Source organism: Crassaminicella indica, assembly GCF_019203185.1.
GTDB lineage: Bacteria > Bacillota > Clostridia > Peptostreptococcales > Thermotaleaceae > Crassaminicella > Crassaminicella indica.
Genome location: NZ_CP078093.1, coordinates 98,770 through 117,727, shown reverse-complemented (window position 1 = coordinate 117,727; position 18,958 = coordinate 98,770). Strand labels below are relative to the sequence as shown.

At 29.4% G+C, this 18,958-nt stretch carries 14 protein-coding genes; 7 read left to right on the top strand and 7 right to left on the bottom strand.

What is annotated here, in order from left to right; translation table 11 throughout:
- Window positions 1–2: 2 nt before the first annotated feature.
- The 6 genes from KVH43_RS00755 to KVH43_RS00730 all read right to left on the bottom strand — a co-directional run bounded on the left by KVH43_RS00755 (window position 3) and on the right by KVH43_RS00730 (window position 7,109).
- Entirely contained in the window at window positions 3–2,129 is a 2,127-nt protein-coding gene (locus KVH43_RS00755) for a glycosyltransferase (protein ID WP_218283045.1), read from the bottom strand.
- A complete protein-coding gene (locus KVH43_RS00750; RefSeq protein WP_218283044.1) occupies window positions 2,123–3,778 on the bottom strand; it encodes a glycosyltransferase in 1,656 nt (551 codons plus the stop codon). The genes KVH43_RS00755 and KVH43_RS00750 overlap by 7 nt, the downstream gene beginning before the upstream one ends.
- Window positions 3,775–4,341 (bottom strand): dTDP-4-dehydrorhamnose 3,5-epimerase, encoded by a 567-nt coding sequence (rfbC, locus tag KVH43_RS00745; RefSeq protein ID WP_218283043.1) that lies wholly within the window; start codon window positions 4,339–4,341, stop codon window positions 3,775–3,777. The genes KVH43_RS00750 and rfbC overlap by 4 nt, the downstream gene beginning before the upstream one ends.
- Window positions 4,342–4,343: 2 nt before the next feature.
- The gene (rfbB, locus tag KVH43_RS00740; protein WP_218283042.1) at window positions 4,344–5,402 is read right to left on the bottom strand and encodes a dTDP-glucose 4,6-dehydratase; all 1,059 of its coding nucleotides are present in this window, start codon (window positions 5,400–5,402) and stop codon (window positions 4,344–4,346) included.
- 65 nt (window positions 5,403–5,467) lie between these two features.
- Window positions 5,468–6,349 (bottom strand): dTDP-4-dehydrorhamnose reductase, encoded by an 882-nt coding sequence (gene rfbD, locus KVH43_RS00735; protein ID WP_218283041.1) that lies wholly within the window; start codon window positions 6,347–6,349, stop codon window positions 5,468–5,470.
- A 7-nt stretch (window positions 6,350–6,356) separates the two neighbouring features.
- Window positions 6,357–7,109 carry a sugar phosphate nucleotidyltransferase gene (locus tag KVH43_RS00730; protein ID WP_218283040.1) on the bottom strand — a complete coding sequence of 251 codons (753 nt, stop codon included), beginning with the start codon at window positions 7,107–7,109 and terminating at the stop codon, window positions 6,357–6,359.
- A 174-nt stretch (window positions 7,110–7,283) separates the two neighbouring features.
- On the opposite strand from KVH43_RS00730, the gene KVH43_RS00725 reads away from it, so the two are divergent.
- The 3 genes from KVH43_RS00725 to KVH43_RS00715 all read left to right on the top strand — a co-directional run bounded on the left by KVH43_RS00725 (window position 7,284) and on the right by KVH43_RS00715 (window position 11,732).
- Window positions 7,284–8,021: a DUF6385 domain-containing protein gene (locus KVH43_RS00725; protein WP_218283039.1), complete on the top strand. Its 738-nt coding sequence runs from the start codon at window positions 7,284–7,286 to the stop codon at window positions 8,019–8,021.
- Window positions 8,022–8,076: 55 nt separating this feature from the next.
- Window positions 8,077–9,885, top strand: a complete 1,809-nt coding sequence (locus tag KVH43_RS00720; protein WP_218283038.1) for a tetratricopeptide repeat-containing glycosyltransferase family 2 protein — start codon at window positions 8,077–8,079, stop codon at window positions 9,883–9,885.
- A gap of 74 nt (window positions 9,886–9,959) precedes the next feature.
- Window positions 9,960–11,732, top strand: coding sequence for a DNRLRE domain-containing protein (locus tag KVH43_RS00715; protein WP_218283037.1), 1,773 nt, complete (start codon window positions 9,960–9,962; stop codon window positions 11,730–11,732).
- 34 nt (window positions 11,733–11,766) lie between these two features.
- Here the strand turns inward: KVH43_RS00715 and KVH43_RS00710 are convergent, their stop codons facing one another.
- On the bottom strand, window positions 11,767–12,624 hold the full coding sequence (locus tag KVH43_RS00710) for a DNRLRE domain-containing protein (RefSeq protein ID WP_218283036.1): 858 nt from the start codon (window positions 12,622–12,624) through the stop codon (window positions 11,767–11,769).
- A 261-nt stretch (window positions 12,625–12,885) separates the two neighbouring features.
- On the opposite strand from KVH43_RS00710, the gene KVH43_RS00705 reads away from it, so the two are divergent.
- From KVH43_RS00705 to KVH43_RS00690, 4 genes are all read left to right on the top strand, one after another.
- A complete protein-coding gene (locus KVH43_RS00705) occupies window positions 12,886–13,455 on the top strand; it encodes a cell division protein ZapA (RefSeq protein ID WP_218283035.1) in 570 nt (189 codons plus the stop codon).
- A gap of 90 nt (window positions 13,456–13,545) precedes the next feature.
- Complete coding sequence (locus KVH43_RS00700; RefSeq protein ID WP_218283034.1) at window positions 13,546–16,011, top strand: U32 family peptidase; 2,466 nt, start codon at window positions 13,546–13,548, stop codon at window positions 16,009–16,011.
- A gap of 12 nt (window positions 16,012–16,023) precedes the next feature.
- A complete protein-coding gene (locus KVH43_RS00695; protein WP_218283033.1) occupies window positions 16,024–18,402 on the top strand; it encodes an endonuclease MutS2 in 2,379 nt (792 codons plus the stop codon).
- Between the two features lie 16 nt (window positions 18,403–18,418).
- Complete coding sequence (locus KVH43_RS00690) at window positions 18,419–18,877, top strand: 2-thiouracil desulfurase family protein (protein ID WP_218283032.1); 459 nt, start codon at window positions 18,419–18,421, stop codon at window positions 18,875–18,877.
- Window positions 18,878–18,958 lie beyond the last annotated feature (81 nt).

Genomic DNA, 18,958 nt, shown 5'->3' with positions numbered 1-18,958 from the left:
ATTTATTTATAAATTATATTTTGAAAATATGCCCAAAAAAAGTCTAATTCATCTAATTGAAATAATTCATCCTTTAGACCAAAAACTTCATGGCTGTTTGGTAAAGCTGAATATAATGTATTTAGGTATTTATGCCAATGAGCGTAGTGATCATTATAAATTATTTTTGATATAAAATCTCCTCTTTTTTTGCGTAATGCTTTATTATCAATAAGATTTTGAATTTTTTTCTTGTATAATTCTATATTTTTGACATGGGTATCCGCTTTGTCAAGGGATATGTCGTAGTTTGTTAATATGGGACGATGAGGGTTTTTAAAACCAACAATAGGCAATCCATAAAAGCCTGCTTCTAGTGTAGAGGTTAGAGAACCGATGCTAAAGGAATCCAAATATATATCTGCACAAGCATAAAATAAATTTAGATCAGATTGTATGCCAAAGGATAATATAGCTTTATTGGTATCTAGTTTAGCTTGGTGCCATCTTCCATGATCTTTAGGGCCTACAACAAGGAGCATGACATTTTCATTATGGGTAACAATATCCTTGACAATTTCTAAAAAGTCATATCCTAAACAAGGGGTATACTTATATTCAGAGGCTATACTAAGAAGGACTATTGCATCTTTAGGAATATTCAATTTTTTTCTAGCTTCAGCTTTTGACAATGGAAGTATATTTTTTTCAATAGGGATTGGAAGTAAAAGAGATTTCATTATCCCTTTTTTACCCAAAGTAATTATTTGCCCAGCAGGGCGAATATCTGCTACCAGATCAACTGCACCAAGTCCTAATGAAAAAGTATGATCAGCATGGTTTAAAAATATAACAGGAGGACCCCCAGCTATACCAAAAGCAGCTGTTGGTATAGGATCGAAGGGATGTGTATTTAATATGACAATATCAGCCCAATTGTAAGCAATATGTCGTAACAAATTTGCTTTTTCAAATAAACTAGAAGAAAATTGATCAAGACAACAATAAAAGCCGTCTGAAATTTTTACTGAATCGATTAACCAGTTAGGTGTAGTTTTATGATTGAGCGTTATAATGACTGCATGTTCATTTTCTTTAGAATCAGCCTGAATCCATCGTTTGATAAATCGAGTATGCCCACCAATGTTGTAGGCTTCGCTAAAGACATGTAAAATTTTCTTTTTTGAAGATTTTTTTTCAGGAATTTTAAAATCGATATTTATTTTAGTTGGTGTTATATTTTTAGCACATTCAATTAAAATATTTTCTAATTCCTTTGAAGCGAATATACCACAGTGATGAAAAGTTGCGAATTTTCCTGCATGCATAGCCCATAGCATTGCATTCTCAAAGTCTTTTGATAAAGCGGATATTTTGGCATGAGATATGAAGTCATTCATGATACTGCTAGATTTTTCTATTAGTTTACGTCCTAGATTATAAAATTCATTATATTTAGATTTTTTATTTTTATAAGAAGGAAATAATTCTTTAGCATATTCATCTAAAAATATTTTTCTATATTTCTCGTATCCGTTATTAACATTGACAATTCCACAATCATGGATACACCACGGCTTTGATTGCTTTGGAATTGCTACTTTATAACCAGCTTTTATAAATTCAATACTTTGGGAAGCATCATAAAAATGCCATCCATCTAATAAGTCTTCACGCCAGGGAATATCATATTGAGTAATCATAATCAGACCATCAATAGCTTTTACACTTTCATATTTATTTGCTACTGTGTTAAATTGTAAAAGTTCTAATCTTCCTGTGTGGCTATCATAAACTTTTCCGTATGTCTGTTGAGCTTCCCACCATATTCCACTTGATGGTATAGTTTTTGAACCTGCTACGCCAAGCATTCCTATATTTTTGTCTTGCTCAAAAATATTTATAAAATCACTTATAAATTTTTTATTTATAATAAATACATCTTGATGTATATAAACTTTATATTTAGCGTTTGAAAATTTCATCCCTTGATTATAGCCTTTTGTTATGCTTTTAGCATTTTTTATACATAAAGTTTCTATTGTATAATTTTCTGGGATTTGAAGATTTTTAATATATAATAATGCTTCTTCATACATTTTTTCATCATTTACACAGGTGATAAAACATATTTTTTTAGGGTCTAACATATCTGTTCACCTTCTATGCTTTTTAAAAGTTTTTGTGTTTTGATATTTTGAGGATTTATTTCATATGCTCTAGATAATAAGACTTTTGCATACTCATACATATTTTTTTCACATAATTTATATGCTAATTGATTGAGTACTTTATCTTTTTTTATGATATTCATGTCGATGATATTCATAAGCGTATTTAAATTCAATTTAGAATTATAAATCATTTCTACTAAAAATTTCGTATTTTTTTCAATAGATATATTATTTTCAATTCTTCTCAATAAGAATTTAAATTCTGTATTTTCATCTGTATTATTCCTTGCTTTTATAAAATATTCTTGAAATTTATATTGCTTTGTCATATTTTTTTCTACCATATGATTTAATGAATCAATAAATTTTTTATCGTCCTCGCTGGGGGTTGTAGATCTTCCAGTTATTGTTTCGATTTTATAATCTGCATCCATGAAAATATTATTGATTGTATTTAATGTAAAAAATCGAATAGGTGCTTGTTCATCATATATCAAATTTCCTTTTACTAAATTTCTAATATTGATATAATGTATGATATTAGGAATGCTTGATAAAATTTTTCCGCTATTTTTCATATATTTTTTTATACATTTTAATACCTTTAACGGATTATACAAATATTCGAGTACATTTCCAAATATAATATAATCAAAATACTTTTCTTTATATGGGAGCTTTTCATTTTCTATATCTATACATTGAACATCAGCAAAAGTACAAGCAATTTTTAAAGCTTCTTGATTTTGCTCTATTCCATATAAATTAGCGTTTTTATAAATATTTTTAATATAAAGCAAAGTAGCACCGCAGCCACAATTTATTTCTAATACATTGATTTTTTCAAAATGAAAATGATCAATCAAATGAATTAAAGCATTTTGAATCTGTAAATCCTTCCACGGATCAAAGCCCCACTTTTCTTTGAAAAAATTTCTATTAATAGTAAGGATATTACTAAATTCATTACTATTTTTATTAAAAGAAGCATGACCAAAATGATGGATAAATACATCCTTGCAAAGCATCAATTTATATCCTGCTTTTATGATTCTAAAGGAGTAATCATCATCTTCAAAATTTCCCGGTGAGAATCTTTCATCTAATAGACCTATTTTTTGAATCACTTCTCTTTTAATAAGCATACAAAATCCTATCAATTTTAATCGTTTTTCCCATTTTGTACTGCTAGAAATGTTATTTTTTTGTGAAAAGGCGATCATTTCTTCTATATTTTTATAGTTAACAGATATGCTTTGATAATAAGAACAATTATTTGTAACAGCACCTACAGCACCTATATCGTCAGCACTATATAAACATGCATTTAAATTTGCAAGCCAATTTGGTGTTACGACTACATCATTATTTAAAAGGAGTATGCTATTGCCTTTTGCTATTTTTATTCCTTGATTACAGCCTTTAGGAAATCCTAAATTTTCTTCATTAAAGATGCATTTTATGTCTTTTTGAGCCTTTAACCATTGGACTGTTCCATCTGTAGAATGATTATCTACTACAATTATTTCATAGGTATTTTTATCTGTATATTTCCTAATACTATCTATACAAAGCTTAGTATAATGCAATTGATTAAAAGTTAACAGTATAATACTTGTTTTCATAGATAGTCATTCCTTCTATTGTATGCTTTGAAGCTTGACCAATGCTGATCTTTATCAGATAATATAACTGTATCAACAGCATCTAAAGGCCAGGCAATGTTTATGTCTGGATCATTCCAAATAATTCCACATTCATCCTCAGGATGATAAAAGGAACTACATTTATATATCAATTCTACTTCAGAGGAAAGGACTAAAAAACCATGAGCAAAGCTCTCTGGGACATAAAGCTGTCTCTTGTTTTCATCGTTTAAAATACATCCATACCAATTTCCATAAGTGTTAGAATCTTTTCTTAGATCTACTACTACATCAAAAATTTCTCCCTTTATGACTCTTACTAATTTTCCCTGAGGGTGTTTTTTTTGAAAATGAAGTCCTCTGAGAACACCTTTTTTCGATTTTGATTGATTGTCTTGAACAAATACCATATCGAGTCCTGCTTTTTTAAAAGCTTTATAATTGTAAGTTTCCATAAAGTATCCTCGTTTGTCATTAAATATCTTTTGCTCTATAAGGTATAATCCTGCTATAGGTGTGTGAATAAATTGAAACTTATTCATTTTTACCTCCTGATATTATATATTTTTTCATAATAATCATGATATGCTCCAGTAGTAACATGTTCAAGCCAAGCTTTATTTTCTAAATACCATCTAATAGTTTGATGAATGCCTATCTCAAAATTTGTTTGAGCCTTCCAACCTAATTCATTTTGAATTTTTGTAGGATCTATTGCATACCTTCTATCATGACCTTTTCTGTCTGCAATGTATTTTATAAGATTTTCTGTTACGGATGGATCAATATTTTTGTGGATATATTCAATGATTGTTTTTACTACATGTATATTAGTTCTTTCATTATGCCCACCAATATTATAGACATGACCGAATTTTCCTTTTTCAATCACTAGCTCTATAGCTGTACAATGATCTTTTACATAAATCCAGTCCCTAACGTTTAATCCATCACCATAAATAGGTAAGCTTTTTTTGCTTAAGCAATTATGAATCATAAGCGGGATTAGTTTTTCTGGAAATTGATAGGGACCGTAATTATTTGAGCATCTAGTAATATTGATAGGCATTTTATAGGTATCATAATATGATTTAACCATTAGGTCTGCGGATGCTTTACTTGAAGCATAAGGACTATGTGGATCTAAGGGTGAAGCTTCTGTAAAAGATCCAGTACTTTTTAATGAGCCATATACTTCATCTGTAGAGATTTGTAAAAATTTTTTTCCATTTAGAAAACCATTTTGTGTTTCCCATGAAGCTTTTGCACAATTTAAGAGATTTATTGTTCCTAATATATTTGTTTTAATAAAGATATTGGGATTTTGAATACTTCGATCTACATGGGTTTCGGCGGCAAAGTTTACTACATAATCGATATTATTTTCTTTGAAAATATTTTTAATTGATTTTTCATCACAAATATCAGTTTTTATAAATTTATAATTAGGATTATTTTCTATTTCCTTTAGATTTTCAAGATTTCCAGCATAAGTCAATTTATCTACATTTATGATTTGAATATCTTTATATTTTTTTAGCATATATTTTATAAAATTGGAACCAATAAAACCTGCCCCACCAGTAACTAAATAAGTTTTCATAAAAAAACATTCCTTTCGTATAGGTATAAGGTACAAAAGATTATGAAAAATATTTAAAATCCTTTTTATAAAGATAAATGATGAATAAAATCTTTTAGAGCAACCTTCCAATTTCTCATGTTATCTCCGATGCTGTATTTTAGAATAATATTATCTAGTGCTGAGTAAGCTGGTCTTTTGGCAATACTTTTATAATTACAAGAATGGATTGGATGAATCATGCAGTTTATATTTGCATATTTAGTGATTTCTTTTGCAAAATCATACCAACTACATTCTCCATTGCCTGTACAGTGATATATGCCATATGCATCTGTCAGTGCTAATTTTAGAATATGATAGGCTAGATCTTCTGCATTTGTTGGATTTCCTGTTTGATCATCTATAACTTCAAGATATTTTTTTTCTTTTGCAGTTTTTATGATTGTTTTTACAAAATTTTTTTTATGATATCCATAAAGCCATCCTGTTCGAATAATAAAATACCTAGAACAAAATTGTTTAACGTATTCTTCTCCTAAATATTTAGATTTTCCGTAAATATTTATAGGATTAGGAAAATCAAATTCCTTATAAGGAACTTTACTTTTTCCATCAAATATATAATCTGTAGAGAGATGAATGAGCTTTGCTTTTATTGCTTCACAGGCAATAGCTAAGTTTTTAGCTCCTAAAGCATTGACTTGATAGGCTAAAGCTATATTAGATTCACATCCATCCACATATGTGTAAGCTGCTGTATTTATTACTATATGAGGTTTTAAGCTTGTAAAACATCTTTTAATATTTTCAAAACAAGTTATATCCAATGAGCTTTTATCTGTGCTGATCATTTTTGTATGATAATATATTTTATCAAGCTTACCTAATGCACATTCCTTTGCGGTAAATATATCCATAATGCAACGAGCTAGCTGTCCATTTCCTCCAGTAATAAGTATATTCATAGAAATTTCACCTGCTTTTTTTATAATTTCTGCTTAATATATGATCTAAATGAATATCTTTAGCAAATATATTTGCATTTAATAAAGAATGAAAGGTTCCTGCATCAGACCACCAGCCCTTTAAAATATCATAAGTAAGAGAGTGGTTTTTTATATACCAATTGTTCACATCTGTAATTTCTAGTTCACCTCTGCTAGAGGGCTTTAAGGTTTTAATAATATCAAATACTTTATGGTCATACATATAGATTCCTGTAACACAATAATTACTTTTAGGATTTTTTGGCTTTTCTTCGATATTTATGATTTTATGATCTTTAAGCTCTGCAATGCCATATCTAGTAGGATCTTTTACTTGTTTAATTAATATTTTTGCTCCTTTATCTTGTTTTTCAAAATTTTTAACATATTGGTAAATAGAATCTTCGAAGATATTATCAGCAAGCATAACGATGCATTTATCTTTTTTTACAAATTCTTTACATAAACCTAAAGCTTGAGCAATTCCACCAGGTTGGTCTTGTATGCGAAAGGTAAAGCTTACGCCATATTCATAGCCACTACCTAGTAAGTTTACTAATGCTCCGATATGCTCTTTTCCAGAGATAATCATAATATCTGTTATATCTGCTTCCTTCATCTTAGCAATTAAATATAAAATCATAGGATATTTTCCTACTGGAAGTAAATGTTTATTTGTAACTTTGGTTAAGGGATAAAGTCTTGATCCACTTCCTCCTGCCAAAATTATACCTTTCATTATAATCACTCCTTAAAATAGATACAGACTAAAAAATTTCATTTATTTGATCTTCTAATACAGTATATTTTAGGTATTTTGATTTGTCACACTTGCAATAAATTTACATAATATAAACTAGGATTAAGGAGACAACTCCTAAGCTTAAATAAAAGCAAAGGAAGGAGGAGTTTTATGCCTAATAATATTGTATTTAATAATGTTGCTAGCCAGATGAAAACACAGATATATGGAACAGATAGTGGTACTACTAGAGCAATTGCAGTAGACGCCAATGGGAAATTACTTATTGGTGAGATTTCTACGATAGGTACAATAAGTGAAGTATTAAATGTGCAATCAGTAGATACAGTAGATACTGTACAACAAGTATTAAATGTGCAATCAGTAGATACAGTAGATACTGTACAGCAAGTATTAAATGTGCAATCAGTAGATACAGTAGATACTGTACAGCAAGTATTAAATGTACAATCAGTAGATACAGTAGATAATATAAGTTCAGTAGATACAGTGGATACAGTAACTTATGTAGCAGAAGTGAAATCTATTACAGATACTGTAAATGTTGATAAAGTTGGTAATGGTTTTGCTGAGTCTGTTTATACAGTAAGTAATCTTGCTGCTGGTGCTACAGCTACAGTTTTAACAATGGATACGTCAGAAAAGAATATGTATTCCTTCTATGTGAAGAATATCTCTGATTCAGTAACTATTGATGCAAAAATACAAGTAGCTCCAGTTAATTTAGAAGCTTATTATATAGATGATGCAGCTAGCGTAGTAGGTCTTGAAGCAGGAGAGAAAGAGATATTAATTACACAAAAATATCTCAAGTATACAAGATTAATCCTAGAAAATAATTCTACAGTTGCAGGCTCTGTAGTAGCTTGGTATCAAGGTCATAACTAATCCTATAGCTATCGGATTTATTCCGATAGCTACAAATTATTAAGGGGGAATAAACTTGTTGTTGAGTTTATGTGTAATTGCAAAAAATGAAGAAAAAAATCTTTCAAGGTGTCTTGAAAGTGCAAAGAATATAGTAGATGAAATAATCGTTGTGGATACAGGTTCTACTGACAGTACTGTAAAAATAGCAAAAAGCTATGGGGCAAAAGTATTTTACTATGAATGGAATGACAATTTTAGTGAAGCAAAAAATTTTGCATTTGATCAGGCAAAAGGGGATTGGATTTTAACAATGGATGCTGATGAAGAGTTAAATAGTTTAGATCAAAATAAAGTTCTTCCATTGCTAGATAATGATGATATAGATATATATATATTTCAAACATTAAGCTATATTGGTAATAAACCAGGACTAGAAACAGCTAGTAATTTAAACATTCGTCTTATTAGAAATAATAAGGGATATTATTATAAAGGTGCAATTCATGAGCAAATATGCAATAAAAATAATCCTATAATTGAAAATAGCAAAGTAAAAATAGAAAAAATAATTGTTTATCACTATGGATATTTAAAAACTGTTGCAAAAGAGAAAAAAAAATCAGATAGAAATATGCAGCTTTTAAAAAAAATTTTAAAGGAGGATCCTAATAATCATTTTCATTTATTTAATATTGGCAATGAGTATTTAAGATTAGAACAGTTTGAAAAAGCTTTAGAGTATTATTATAAAGTATATAAAAAATTTACACCTAAATCTGCTGTAACTCCAAAGCTTTTATTAAGAATGATTTTGTCTTTAGATGCACTCCATAAATACGATGAAGAAATGGAAGTAATTAACAAAGGACTTTGCTACTATGATAAATTTACAGATTTAGTATATCTAAAAGCTTGTTTATATCATAAGCAAAAGAAATATTCATTAGCTATTAAAGAGTTCAAAAAGTGTTTAATTATGGGAGAAGCACCTATTGATTTATGTAATATGAATGATGTAGGAGGATACAAAGCAAGTTATGCATTAGGAGAAATTTACTTAGAATTAGGAGATTATGATGAAGCTTATAATTATTATATAAAAACAATAAAGGCAAAGCCTAGCTTTCATATACCACTTTATAGAATTGCTGAAATACTGATGAAAAAGGAAAAAAAGATCGATATAGTGAAGCTTCAGTTAGAAAGATTTTTTGAAATTCCTCTTAATGTAGAGGCATATACAAAACTAGGAGATATATTCTTTGAAAAGGAGGAATATGATGTAGCTCTTGAATATTTTCTAAAGGCAAAAGATATTTTAAAGGAGGATACTAGATTAAATTATTATGTAGGTATGAGTTATTTATTTATGAAGGATTATAAAGAAGCTTATAGCTATTTTGAAAAAATAAAAGGAGGAGATTACTATAAACAGGCTGTATATAAAATGATTCTTTGCGAAATTCTTTCTAACAACATAGAGAATACAAAAAGATTATTTTGTACTGCAAAGACATTCAAAGATCCGTATATGTATTTAATTTATAAATCTTTTAAAAATTTGGTAGAAGAGAAAGTGTGTTCAGTAATTAGTGAAGATAAAGAGGAGTCTAAAATATTTTCAGATAGAATATTTATGCTTTTAAATGTGCTTATAAAAATAGCAACACCTGAAATATTTGAGAAATCATTACAGCTATTAAATCTTATTGATAATGATGAAGTTTTACTAAGGCTTGCAAAGCTTTATTATAGCAATAGATATTATCAGTTAGCCTATCAAGAGTTTATAAGGTCTATAAAAATATTTGGCAGAATCGATCGAGAAGGTTTAGAAATGATGAAAAATGCATTAGATCAGTCTAGTTTATTCACAACATAAAAATTTATTTCGTATAATATAGGGAAACAATTCACCGTGGTTATAGTATAAAAATATAAAGTGAGTGAATAAATATGATAGAAATAATAGAACAGAAGCCTTTTAAAGATGCAGCCATAAATAGTGCTATGCCTTATGAAAATTATGGAGATTATTACGCGCTGTTTGTTGGAAAATATATGAATCATTCTGTTTATAGAAGTTTAATTCATTTTGATCTGCCAGCTTTAGAAGGAACAGGAAGAATCAAAAAAGTAGAATTGTTTTTGTATGTTGTTAGAAATGATCATCCATCATATAAAAAAGAGTTTCAAGTGTATAGAATTAAAGAAAAATTTGAAGAAAATACTGTAAATTATAGCAATCAACCTGCTATAGATGATGGGCTTTATGAAACTTTGATCATCAATGAGGAAATTAATACGTATGTAAAAATAGACATAACAAAATTTTTTAATGACTGGTATTGTGAAAAATATTCTAATTATGGATTAATGATAAAAGCTTTAGATGAAAAAAAGAATTCTTTGGTAGCTTTTTATAGTAAAGACAATGATGAGTATGTACCAAAATTACAAATAGATTTTGAAAAATTAGAGCAAAAAAATGATACTGCTGGAAGAAAAAATATAAAGATTAAAAATATTAATCCTAAAACTGCTTATCAGCTGGGAAATCAGTATTTTGATGATCAAGATTATAAAAAAGCGTATGCATATTATAAAGAAGCTTTTGAAAAATTTATACAGAAAGAAAAATACGGACCAAAATTATTATTTAGAATGATAAGGTCTTTAGATGAACTACAGATGTATGATGAAGGATTAGAAGTTATTTATGAAGGGCTTAAATATTATTCTGATTTTACAGATTTACTTTACATGAGAGCTAAAATATATTATAAGCAAAATAAAATTTCTTTAGCTATCAAGGAGTTGAATAGATGCTTAAAAGAAGGAGAGCCGCCTATACATCTGAATTTTATTGAAGGAGTAGGGAGCTTTAAAGCATATTATGCTTTAGCGCAGATATATTATGAATTAGAAGATTATGATGAAGCTTATGCTTGTTGTAAAAGAGCATTTTTAAAAAATCCTAAATGGATTGATCCTCTCTGTACAATAGCAAAAATATTATTGCAACAGAAAAGAGACATTCAGGAGGTAAAGGAAAGATTAGAAGTTTTTTTGGGAACAGATTTAGATGGAAAAGAATATGATATCCTCTTTAATATATATTTTAAGCTAAGAAAGTATGAAATTGCCTATGGATATATTGAAAAAGCTGAAGAAATAATACAGATTTCATGGAAGCAGATTTACAAAAAAGGGATGTGTTTGCTTTTTTTAAAAAATTATAAAGAAGCCTACAAAAGCTTTGAAGGGATAAAAAAGGGAGAGCTTTATGAAAAAGCTATTTTTAATATGGTACTGTGTGAAATACTCAGCGGAAATATGTATGAAGCAGTGAAACTATTAAATAGAGTAAGAGATCCTGAAAACACTAATAAAAGAAAGATATATTATGCTTTAAAGAATATATTGGAAGAAAAAAACAGTGATCCTATTAGTAGTGATCAAGAAGAATCTAAACAATTTTTAGATATTATTTTTGAGTTGTTAAATATGCTTATTGAAGCAGCATCTCCAGAAAAATTTGAAAAATCATTGCAGCTGCTAAATCTCATTGAGAATGATGAAGTATTATTAAGACTTGCAAAGCTTTATTATCATCATCATTTTTATCGCATGGCTTATGATGAGTTTATGAGAAGTATAAAGCTTTTCAATAAAATAGATTTTGAAGGATTAAATATGATGAAAAAAATTTTATTAAAAAGAAAATAAACAAACTACTGTAAAGCTGCAGTGGTTTGTTTATTTATTCTTGTGCTTCATACCAAATTCTAATCCTTGATGTTTCACCAGGATGAATATTTTTTGCGGCAATACGTCCATATTTAGCGAATGAGTAAGGGGTAGTCCAAATAAGCTCGTGAGGCTTTATTATTCTTGTTTCTGGACAATCATCAACAAAACTAATACCATTTGGACTAGTTTGGAACTTTATTTCTACAGGGGTACTTCCTAAATTTTCAACGTGATAGGTAATTGTTTTAGTAAGAGATATATTTACTATAGATGAAAACCTATAAAGCTCATCTGTATCTATTTCTTCGGTTTTTGAAACATAGCGTGTAGGAATAATATTTATTTTAGAGTTTTGCGTATAGGTTATTTCTATAATAGGTGCTAAATTAGAGTTGGTAACAGTATTTACTTGCTTATAGGTTCCGTTTTTTAATTCTTCATCTTCTTTTAATATAAGACCATAATTTATGATTTCATTTTTATACCACTTTATAACTATATTTGTAATATTAAAGTGATAAAAACCTGTTCTTTTTATACATATTGTTTCGCCTGATATATTAGGATCAAAGAGTGGTTGTTGTTTCCACGTAATGGTTTGTATATTCCAATCCTTTTTTAGTGCATAGGGGGTGAATGAACTAGGAATGAGCATTCCAGCAAACTTAACATAGATTTTAAGTATAGCTTTTAAAATTATACATTCATCAGGAATCGATGTAATGGGAAATTTAAAGAGCATTCGAAATATGTTGTTGGTAGCTTTTCTTCCTAAGTACATACTTTTACATAGACCAAATACTTTATTTGGTTCATAAGAACTGATTTGTGCTGTTTCTATTTGTGGAAATATTTTTATAAAACTCATAAATATCCTCCTTAAAATTTTAGTATCAGATAACTTTTAGTCATTTCTATAATATTCTAATATATAGAAGAAAGTTCAAGAAATTCAAGGACATATACCTAAGTATGCAAATGAAGAATATTCAAAAAATAAATGATATTTACTTCTACTATAGTATTTATTTAATGGCTACTGTATAATATAATAGATTATATAGAAGGAAATTTCTTATATTTAAAGAATTCATATATAGGACTCCAATTATTTGAGGGAGAGATATTGATGAACAATAAAAACAAAGTGGTTGTTAGAATATATGGACAAGAATATACAATGGTTGGTAGCGAATCTAAGGAATATATGCAGAGGGTTGCTAATTTTGTTGATGAAAAAATGATTGACATTGCGAGAAATAGTAGAAAATTAAGTACGTCAATGGTTGCAGTTTTAACTTGTCTAAATATTGCAGATGAGTATTTTAAAGTTAATAAAGAGATGGAAAGTATAAAAGAGGAGGCAGTAAAGCCCCTTCAGGAGCTAGAAGAAACACGCAGTCAATTAGCAGCAGTATTAGCAGATTTTGAAGCAAAAGAGATAGAATATAATAAAATCATTGAACAATTAACAGAAGAGAAAAAAAATAATTTAAAAAAAGATGAATGTGAAATGCTAAAGAAGGAAATAGAAGCATTAAAAGAGAAGCTTAATCTAAAAGAAAATGAAATACAAAAGGTAAGGAATGAAAATGAGGAGTTGCAAAATAAGGTTTTTGATAGTCAAATTAAGTATGTACAAGCTAGAAAGGAGTTAGATGCATTTATTGAGAATTTTGATGAAAAAAGTAGAAAATAAAATATGATTAATGATATGATGAGAGTAGTGATATACTAATATTACTACTTTTTTATTGGATTGATAGATGTTTTTACAGGAGATGATGAAATGGATATAGAATTATTAGCACCTGTTGGAAGCTGGGAGGCGTTAGTTGCTGCTATACAAAGTGGAGCAGATGCAGTATATTTAGGAGGAAAGCTATTTAGTGCAAGACAATATGCAACAAATTTTGATGAAGAAGAATTAAAAAGAGCAGTGGAGTATAGTCATATAAGAGGTGTAAAAGTATTTGTTACTGTAAATACTTTGGTATCTAATGAGGAACTAAATCAATTAGGAAAATATATAGCCTTTTTATATAACATAGATGTTGATGCAATTATTGTTCAAGATTTAGGTGTAGCAAAGCTTGTGAGAGATTTATTTTCAGATTTTGAACTTCATGCAAGTACGCAAATGTCTGTTCATAACCTTGAAGGAGCAAAGCTTTTAGAAGAAATGGGATTTAAAAGGGTAGTTCTTGCTCGTGAAATGTCAAAAGAAGAAATTGCACTAGTGAAAAAAAATACAAAAATAGATCTAGAAGTGTTTGTACATGGTGCCTTATGTATTAGTTATTCAGGGCAGTGTCTTATGAGCAGTATGATTGGAGGAAGAAGTGGAAACAGAGGAAGATGTGCTCAACCTTGCAGAAAATCTTATGATTTAATAGATATGACTACAGGGAAAAAAATAACACATAATTTTGGGGATTACCTACTTAGTCCTAGGGATTTAAATACATTAGAGGATATTCATAAGATTTTAGATACAGGGGTAAAATCTCTTAAGATTGAAGGAAGAATGAAAAGACCAGAATATGTTGCTGCTGTTGTGGGTGCTTATCGAAAAGCTATTGATCAGTATATTTCAAATAAAAAGAAACCCAAAATAGATGAAAAGACACTAAAAGAAGTAAAGCAGATGTTTAATAGAAGATTTACAAAAGGATATATATTAGGAGAAAAAGGGAGAAATCTTATGAGCTTTTCAAAACCTAGTAATAGAGGTATAAAACTTGGAAAGGTTCTTGATTATGACAAAAGAAAAAGGAGGGTAAAGATAAAATTAGAAGAGGAACTATCAAAGGGTGATGGACTTGAGATATGGGCTAAAAAGGGAGATAATCCAGGAACTATTGTAGAGTATATTTTAAAAGGCGGTATAAAGACAGATATAGGGAGAGCGGGCGATATTGTTGAAATAAATTTTAAGCATGTAGTATCGAAGGATTGTCTAGTATATAAAACCTCTGATATGAGGCTTTTAAAAAAGCTACGCGAAACATATGAAAGAAAAGATAAAAATATACCTATTTATGGAGAGTTTAAATGTCTGTTAGATAAAAAAATAGAATTATCATTATGGGATGATATAGGAAATGTTGTTTGTGAAAAAGGAGAAGCTAAGGCCGAAAAAGCACTCAAAAGACCTCTTACTAAAGAGCGGATTTATGAACAAATTTCAAAGCTTGGAAATACTCCTTATGAATTAAAGAAATTAGATATTCAGTTAGATGAAGAAGTAGTAATTCCTATTGGAGAAATGAACGGGTTAAGAAGAAAAGCCATCGAAAAGATGAATGCTTTAAGGAAAAATCATAATCATAGAAAAAATATAAATTCAGAAAACTTTTATGGAGGAATGGAAAGCTGGCTTGAAGATAAAGAGAAAGAAAATAAAAAACAAGTGAGGCTTTCTGTAAGCGTGAATAATATTAATCAGTTGAAGGCTGTATTAGGGCTTAATATAGGTAGAATTTACTACAATGATTTTGATACAATAGAAAAAGCTTTAAGCTTGGTAGAGGATTATAGCATACCGCTATTTCCATCTTTTTCAAGAATTACAGAGGATAAAGAATTGAAGATTATTAAGGAAAAATTTAAAAGCTTAAGAGTACAAGGAGTGCTGGTTTCAAATTTAGGTGTATTAAATATAATGAAAAAATTGGAAGATATTTATATGATTACAGATTTTTCATTTAATGTATTTAATAATGGAGCAGTGAAATATTTAAAAGAAATTAACGTAAAAGAAGTTACTTTGTCTATAGAGCTTACATTAAAGGAAATAAAAGAAATCATAGAAAAATCTTATATTCCTTGTGAAGTGATTATTCATGGAAATTTACCTCTTATGATTAGTAAATATTGTCCTGTGTCTACAGTATTGAAAAATGATAAAAATTCTTGCGGGGCTTGTGAAAGAAACAAATTTGGACTAAAAGATCCATTAGGGGTAGTTTTTCCAATGATGAGAGATAATAATTGTAAAGTTCAAATATTAAATGCTCAAAAATTATGCTTGATTGAGCATATGAAAGAATTGATGGATTTAGGTTTAAGTAGCTTTAGAATAAATTTTACAGATGAAGGTTCAAAGGAGATTGAAGATACAATAAATGCTTATATAGAAGAGATGCAAAATATTATTGAAGGAAATAAAAGAAGCAAAGATTTAAAAAGCTTTATAAAGAAGATGAAAGAAAAAGGTCTGACAAAAGGACACTTTTTTAGAGGTGTTATGTAAAGGGGAGTTATCATGAACGAAAGAACTTTAAGAGTTTTAGAATTTGAAAAAATAAAAAATATGTTAATAGATTATGCAGAATCAACATTAGGAAAGAAGCTAGCAGAAAAAACAGAACCTTCAACGGAATATGAAAAGGTTGTAACATGGCAGAAAGAAACACATGAAGCAACAAGTATTCTACTTCAAAGAGGGAATGTACCGTTAGGAGGCATTCATGATTTATCATATCATTTAAAAAGAGCTGAAATTGGCTCATTTCTTTATCCAGGACAGCTTTTAGAGGTTTCAGATACCTTAAGAGCAGCAAGAAAACTAAAAAGCTTCATGAAAGAGGCAAAAGAAGGAGAAAGCAAGTTTTTAGTTATTGAAGGATATATAAGTAGCTTGTTTACTTTTAAAAGCATTGAAGATAGGATCAATGAGTGTATTGTTGGAGAAGATGAAATATCTGATAATGCTAGCCCTGCATTAAGAAATATCAGAAGGACTATTGAATCCAAAAATGCGGCAATACGCAATAGATTAAATAGTATGATCTCTTCAAGTCAACATCAAAAGTATCTACAGGATGCGATCATTACTATTAGACAGGACCGCTATGTGGTGCCTGTAAAGCAAGAATATAGAGCGAACGTACCAGGGCTTGTGCATGATCAATCCTCTAGTGGGGCTACCCTTTTTATCGAACCTATGGCTATTGTTCAACTTAATAATGAATTGAAGGAATTGAAACTAAAAGAAAAGGTAGAAATAGAAAGAATACTCAGTGAGCTAACAGCTTTAGTAGGAGAAAAGGCTGAGGAGATCAAATCTAATCAAAAGGTACTTTCTATATTAGATTATATATTTGCAAAGGGAAAACTGGCTATAAGCATGAAGGCTGTAGAGCCACAGATGAATAATAATGGGTATATTCGTATAAAAAATGGAAGGCATCCTTTGTTAGATCAAAAAACTGTTGTACCAACAAATATATGGATTGGTGATACATTCAATACATTAGTTATAACAGGACCTAATACAGGAGGAAAAACGGTAACCTTAAAAACTGTAGGACTTCTTACTATTATGGCTCAAAGTGGCCTTCATGTTCCTGCTGATTATGGTACAAAGCTTTCTGTATTTGATAAGGTTTTTGCAGATATTGGAGATGAGCAGAGTATAGAGCAAAGTCTTAGTACATTTTCTTCTCATATGACCAATATTGTTGAAATATTAAATAATGTAAGTAGCAATTCTTTAGTATTACTAGATGAGCTTGGAGCAGGAACAGATCCTACAGAAGGAGCAGCCCTTGCTATTGCGATTTTAGACCACCTTTATACGATGGGGGTAAGAACTATTGCAACAACCCATTATACGGAGTTAAAGGAGTTTGCACTAACAACAAAAGGAGTAGAGAATGGTTCTGTAGAGTTTAATGTAGAAACTTTAAGTCCTACCTATAGACTTTTAATTGGTGTTCCGGGAAAATCAAATGCTTTTGAAATATCAAAAAGACTTGGTCTTAGTGAGTATATTATAGAGAAGTCTAAGGGGCTTATTTCTAGAGAGGATATTGCTTTTGAAGATTTATTAGCATCAATTGAAAAGGATAAAAGAATGGCTGAAGAGGAAAGAGACGAAGCTGTAAGATTAAAGTTAATGTTGCAAAAGCAAAAAAGTGAATATGAAAAAAAACACGAAAAATTAGCAATACAAAGAGAGAAAATATTGAAAGAAGCACGAGAAGAAGCTAGAAAATTTCTTAAGGATGCTAAGGCTGAGGCAGATCGTATTATAAAAGAGCTAAGAGAGATGGAAAAGGTTCAAGAAGAAAAGGAAAGAAATCGAAAAATTGAAGCAGCAAGAAAAAATTTAAGAGAAAAAATTGGTAGAATTGAAGAGAGTCTAGGGGTAGGTGTGAATGTAGGGATAAATACCAAACCTCCAAAGAACTTAAAGGTTGGAGATACAGTGCGAATTCTTAATTTGAATCAAAAAGGAACTGTTGCTACAAAGCCAGACCAAAATGGAGATTTAACTGTGCAAGTTGGAATTATGAAAATTAATGTGAATATTAAGAATTTAAGAATTGATAAAGAAGAAAAGGAAAGCATCAAAAAAAGTGGAGTTGGAAAAATTGCAAAACGTAAGGCGCAAAGCGTTCAGACATCTATAGATCTTAGAGGACAAACATTAGAGGAAGCTATGATGAATACAGATAAATATTTAGATGATGCATATATTGCAGGTTTAAATGAGGTAACGATTATTCACGGTAAGGGTACAGGTGTATTACGTGAAGGCATTAAAAATATGTTAAAAAGACATAAGCATGTAAAAAGTGCGAGAGATGGAGCTTATGGCGAAGGTGGAACAGGGGTTACTATCGTAGAGTTAAAATAGAATAGGTGTGATGGAATTGATATTGATAAGTGCGTGTCTTGCAGGGGTTGATTGTAAGTATAATGGAAAGAATAATGAAGTTGAAGAAATAATAAATCTTGTGAAGGAGAAAAAAGCTATTTTAGTATGTCCAGAACAATTAGGAGGATTATCTACCCCTAGAGTTCCTTGTGAAATTGTTGGTGGAGATGGAGAAGATGTATTGAATAATCAAGCAAAAGTTATAAATAAAAATGGAGAAGATCAAACTGCGTATTTTTTAAAGGGCGCGCAGGAAGCATTAAAAATTGTAAAATTATATGATATTAAAACGGCTATATTAAAAGCAAAAAGTCCATCGTGTGGAAGTGGAATAATATATGACGGAGGATTTTCAGGTAAAAAGAAAAATGGATATGGGGTTACAGCAGCTTTATTTAAAAAAGAAGGAATAAAATTATTTGATGAAGAAAGCTTTAAAAATCAAATAAAATAGTGTTTTAAAAAATGGTGAAAAGCCTCTCAAAAACGAGAGGTTTTTATTTTGTTTCGAATGCTACTTTGTGATAAGATAAGG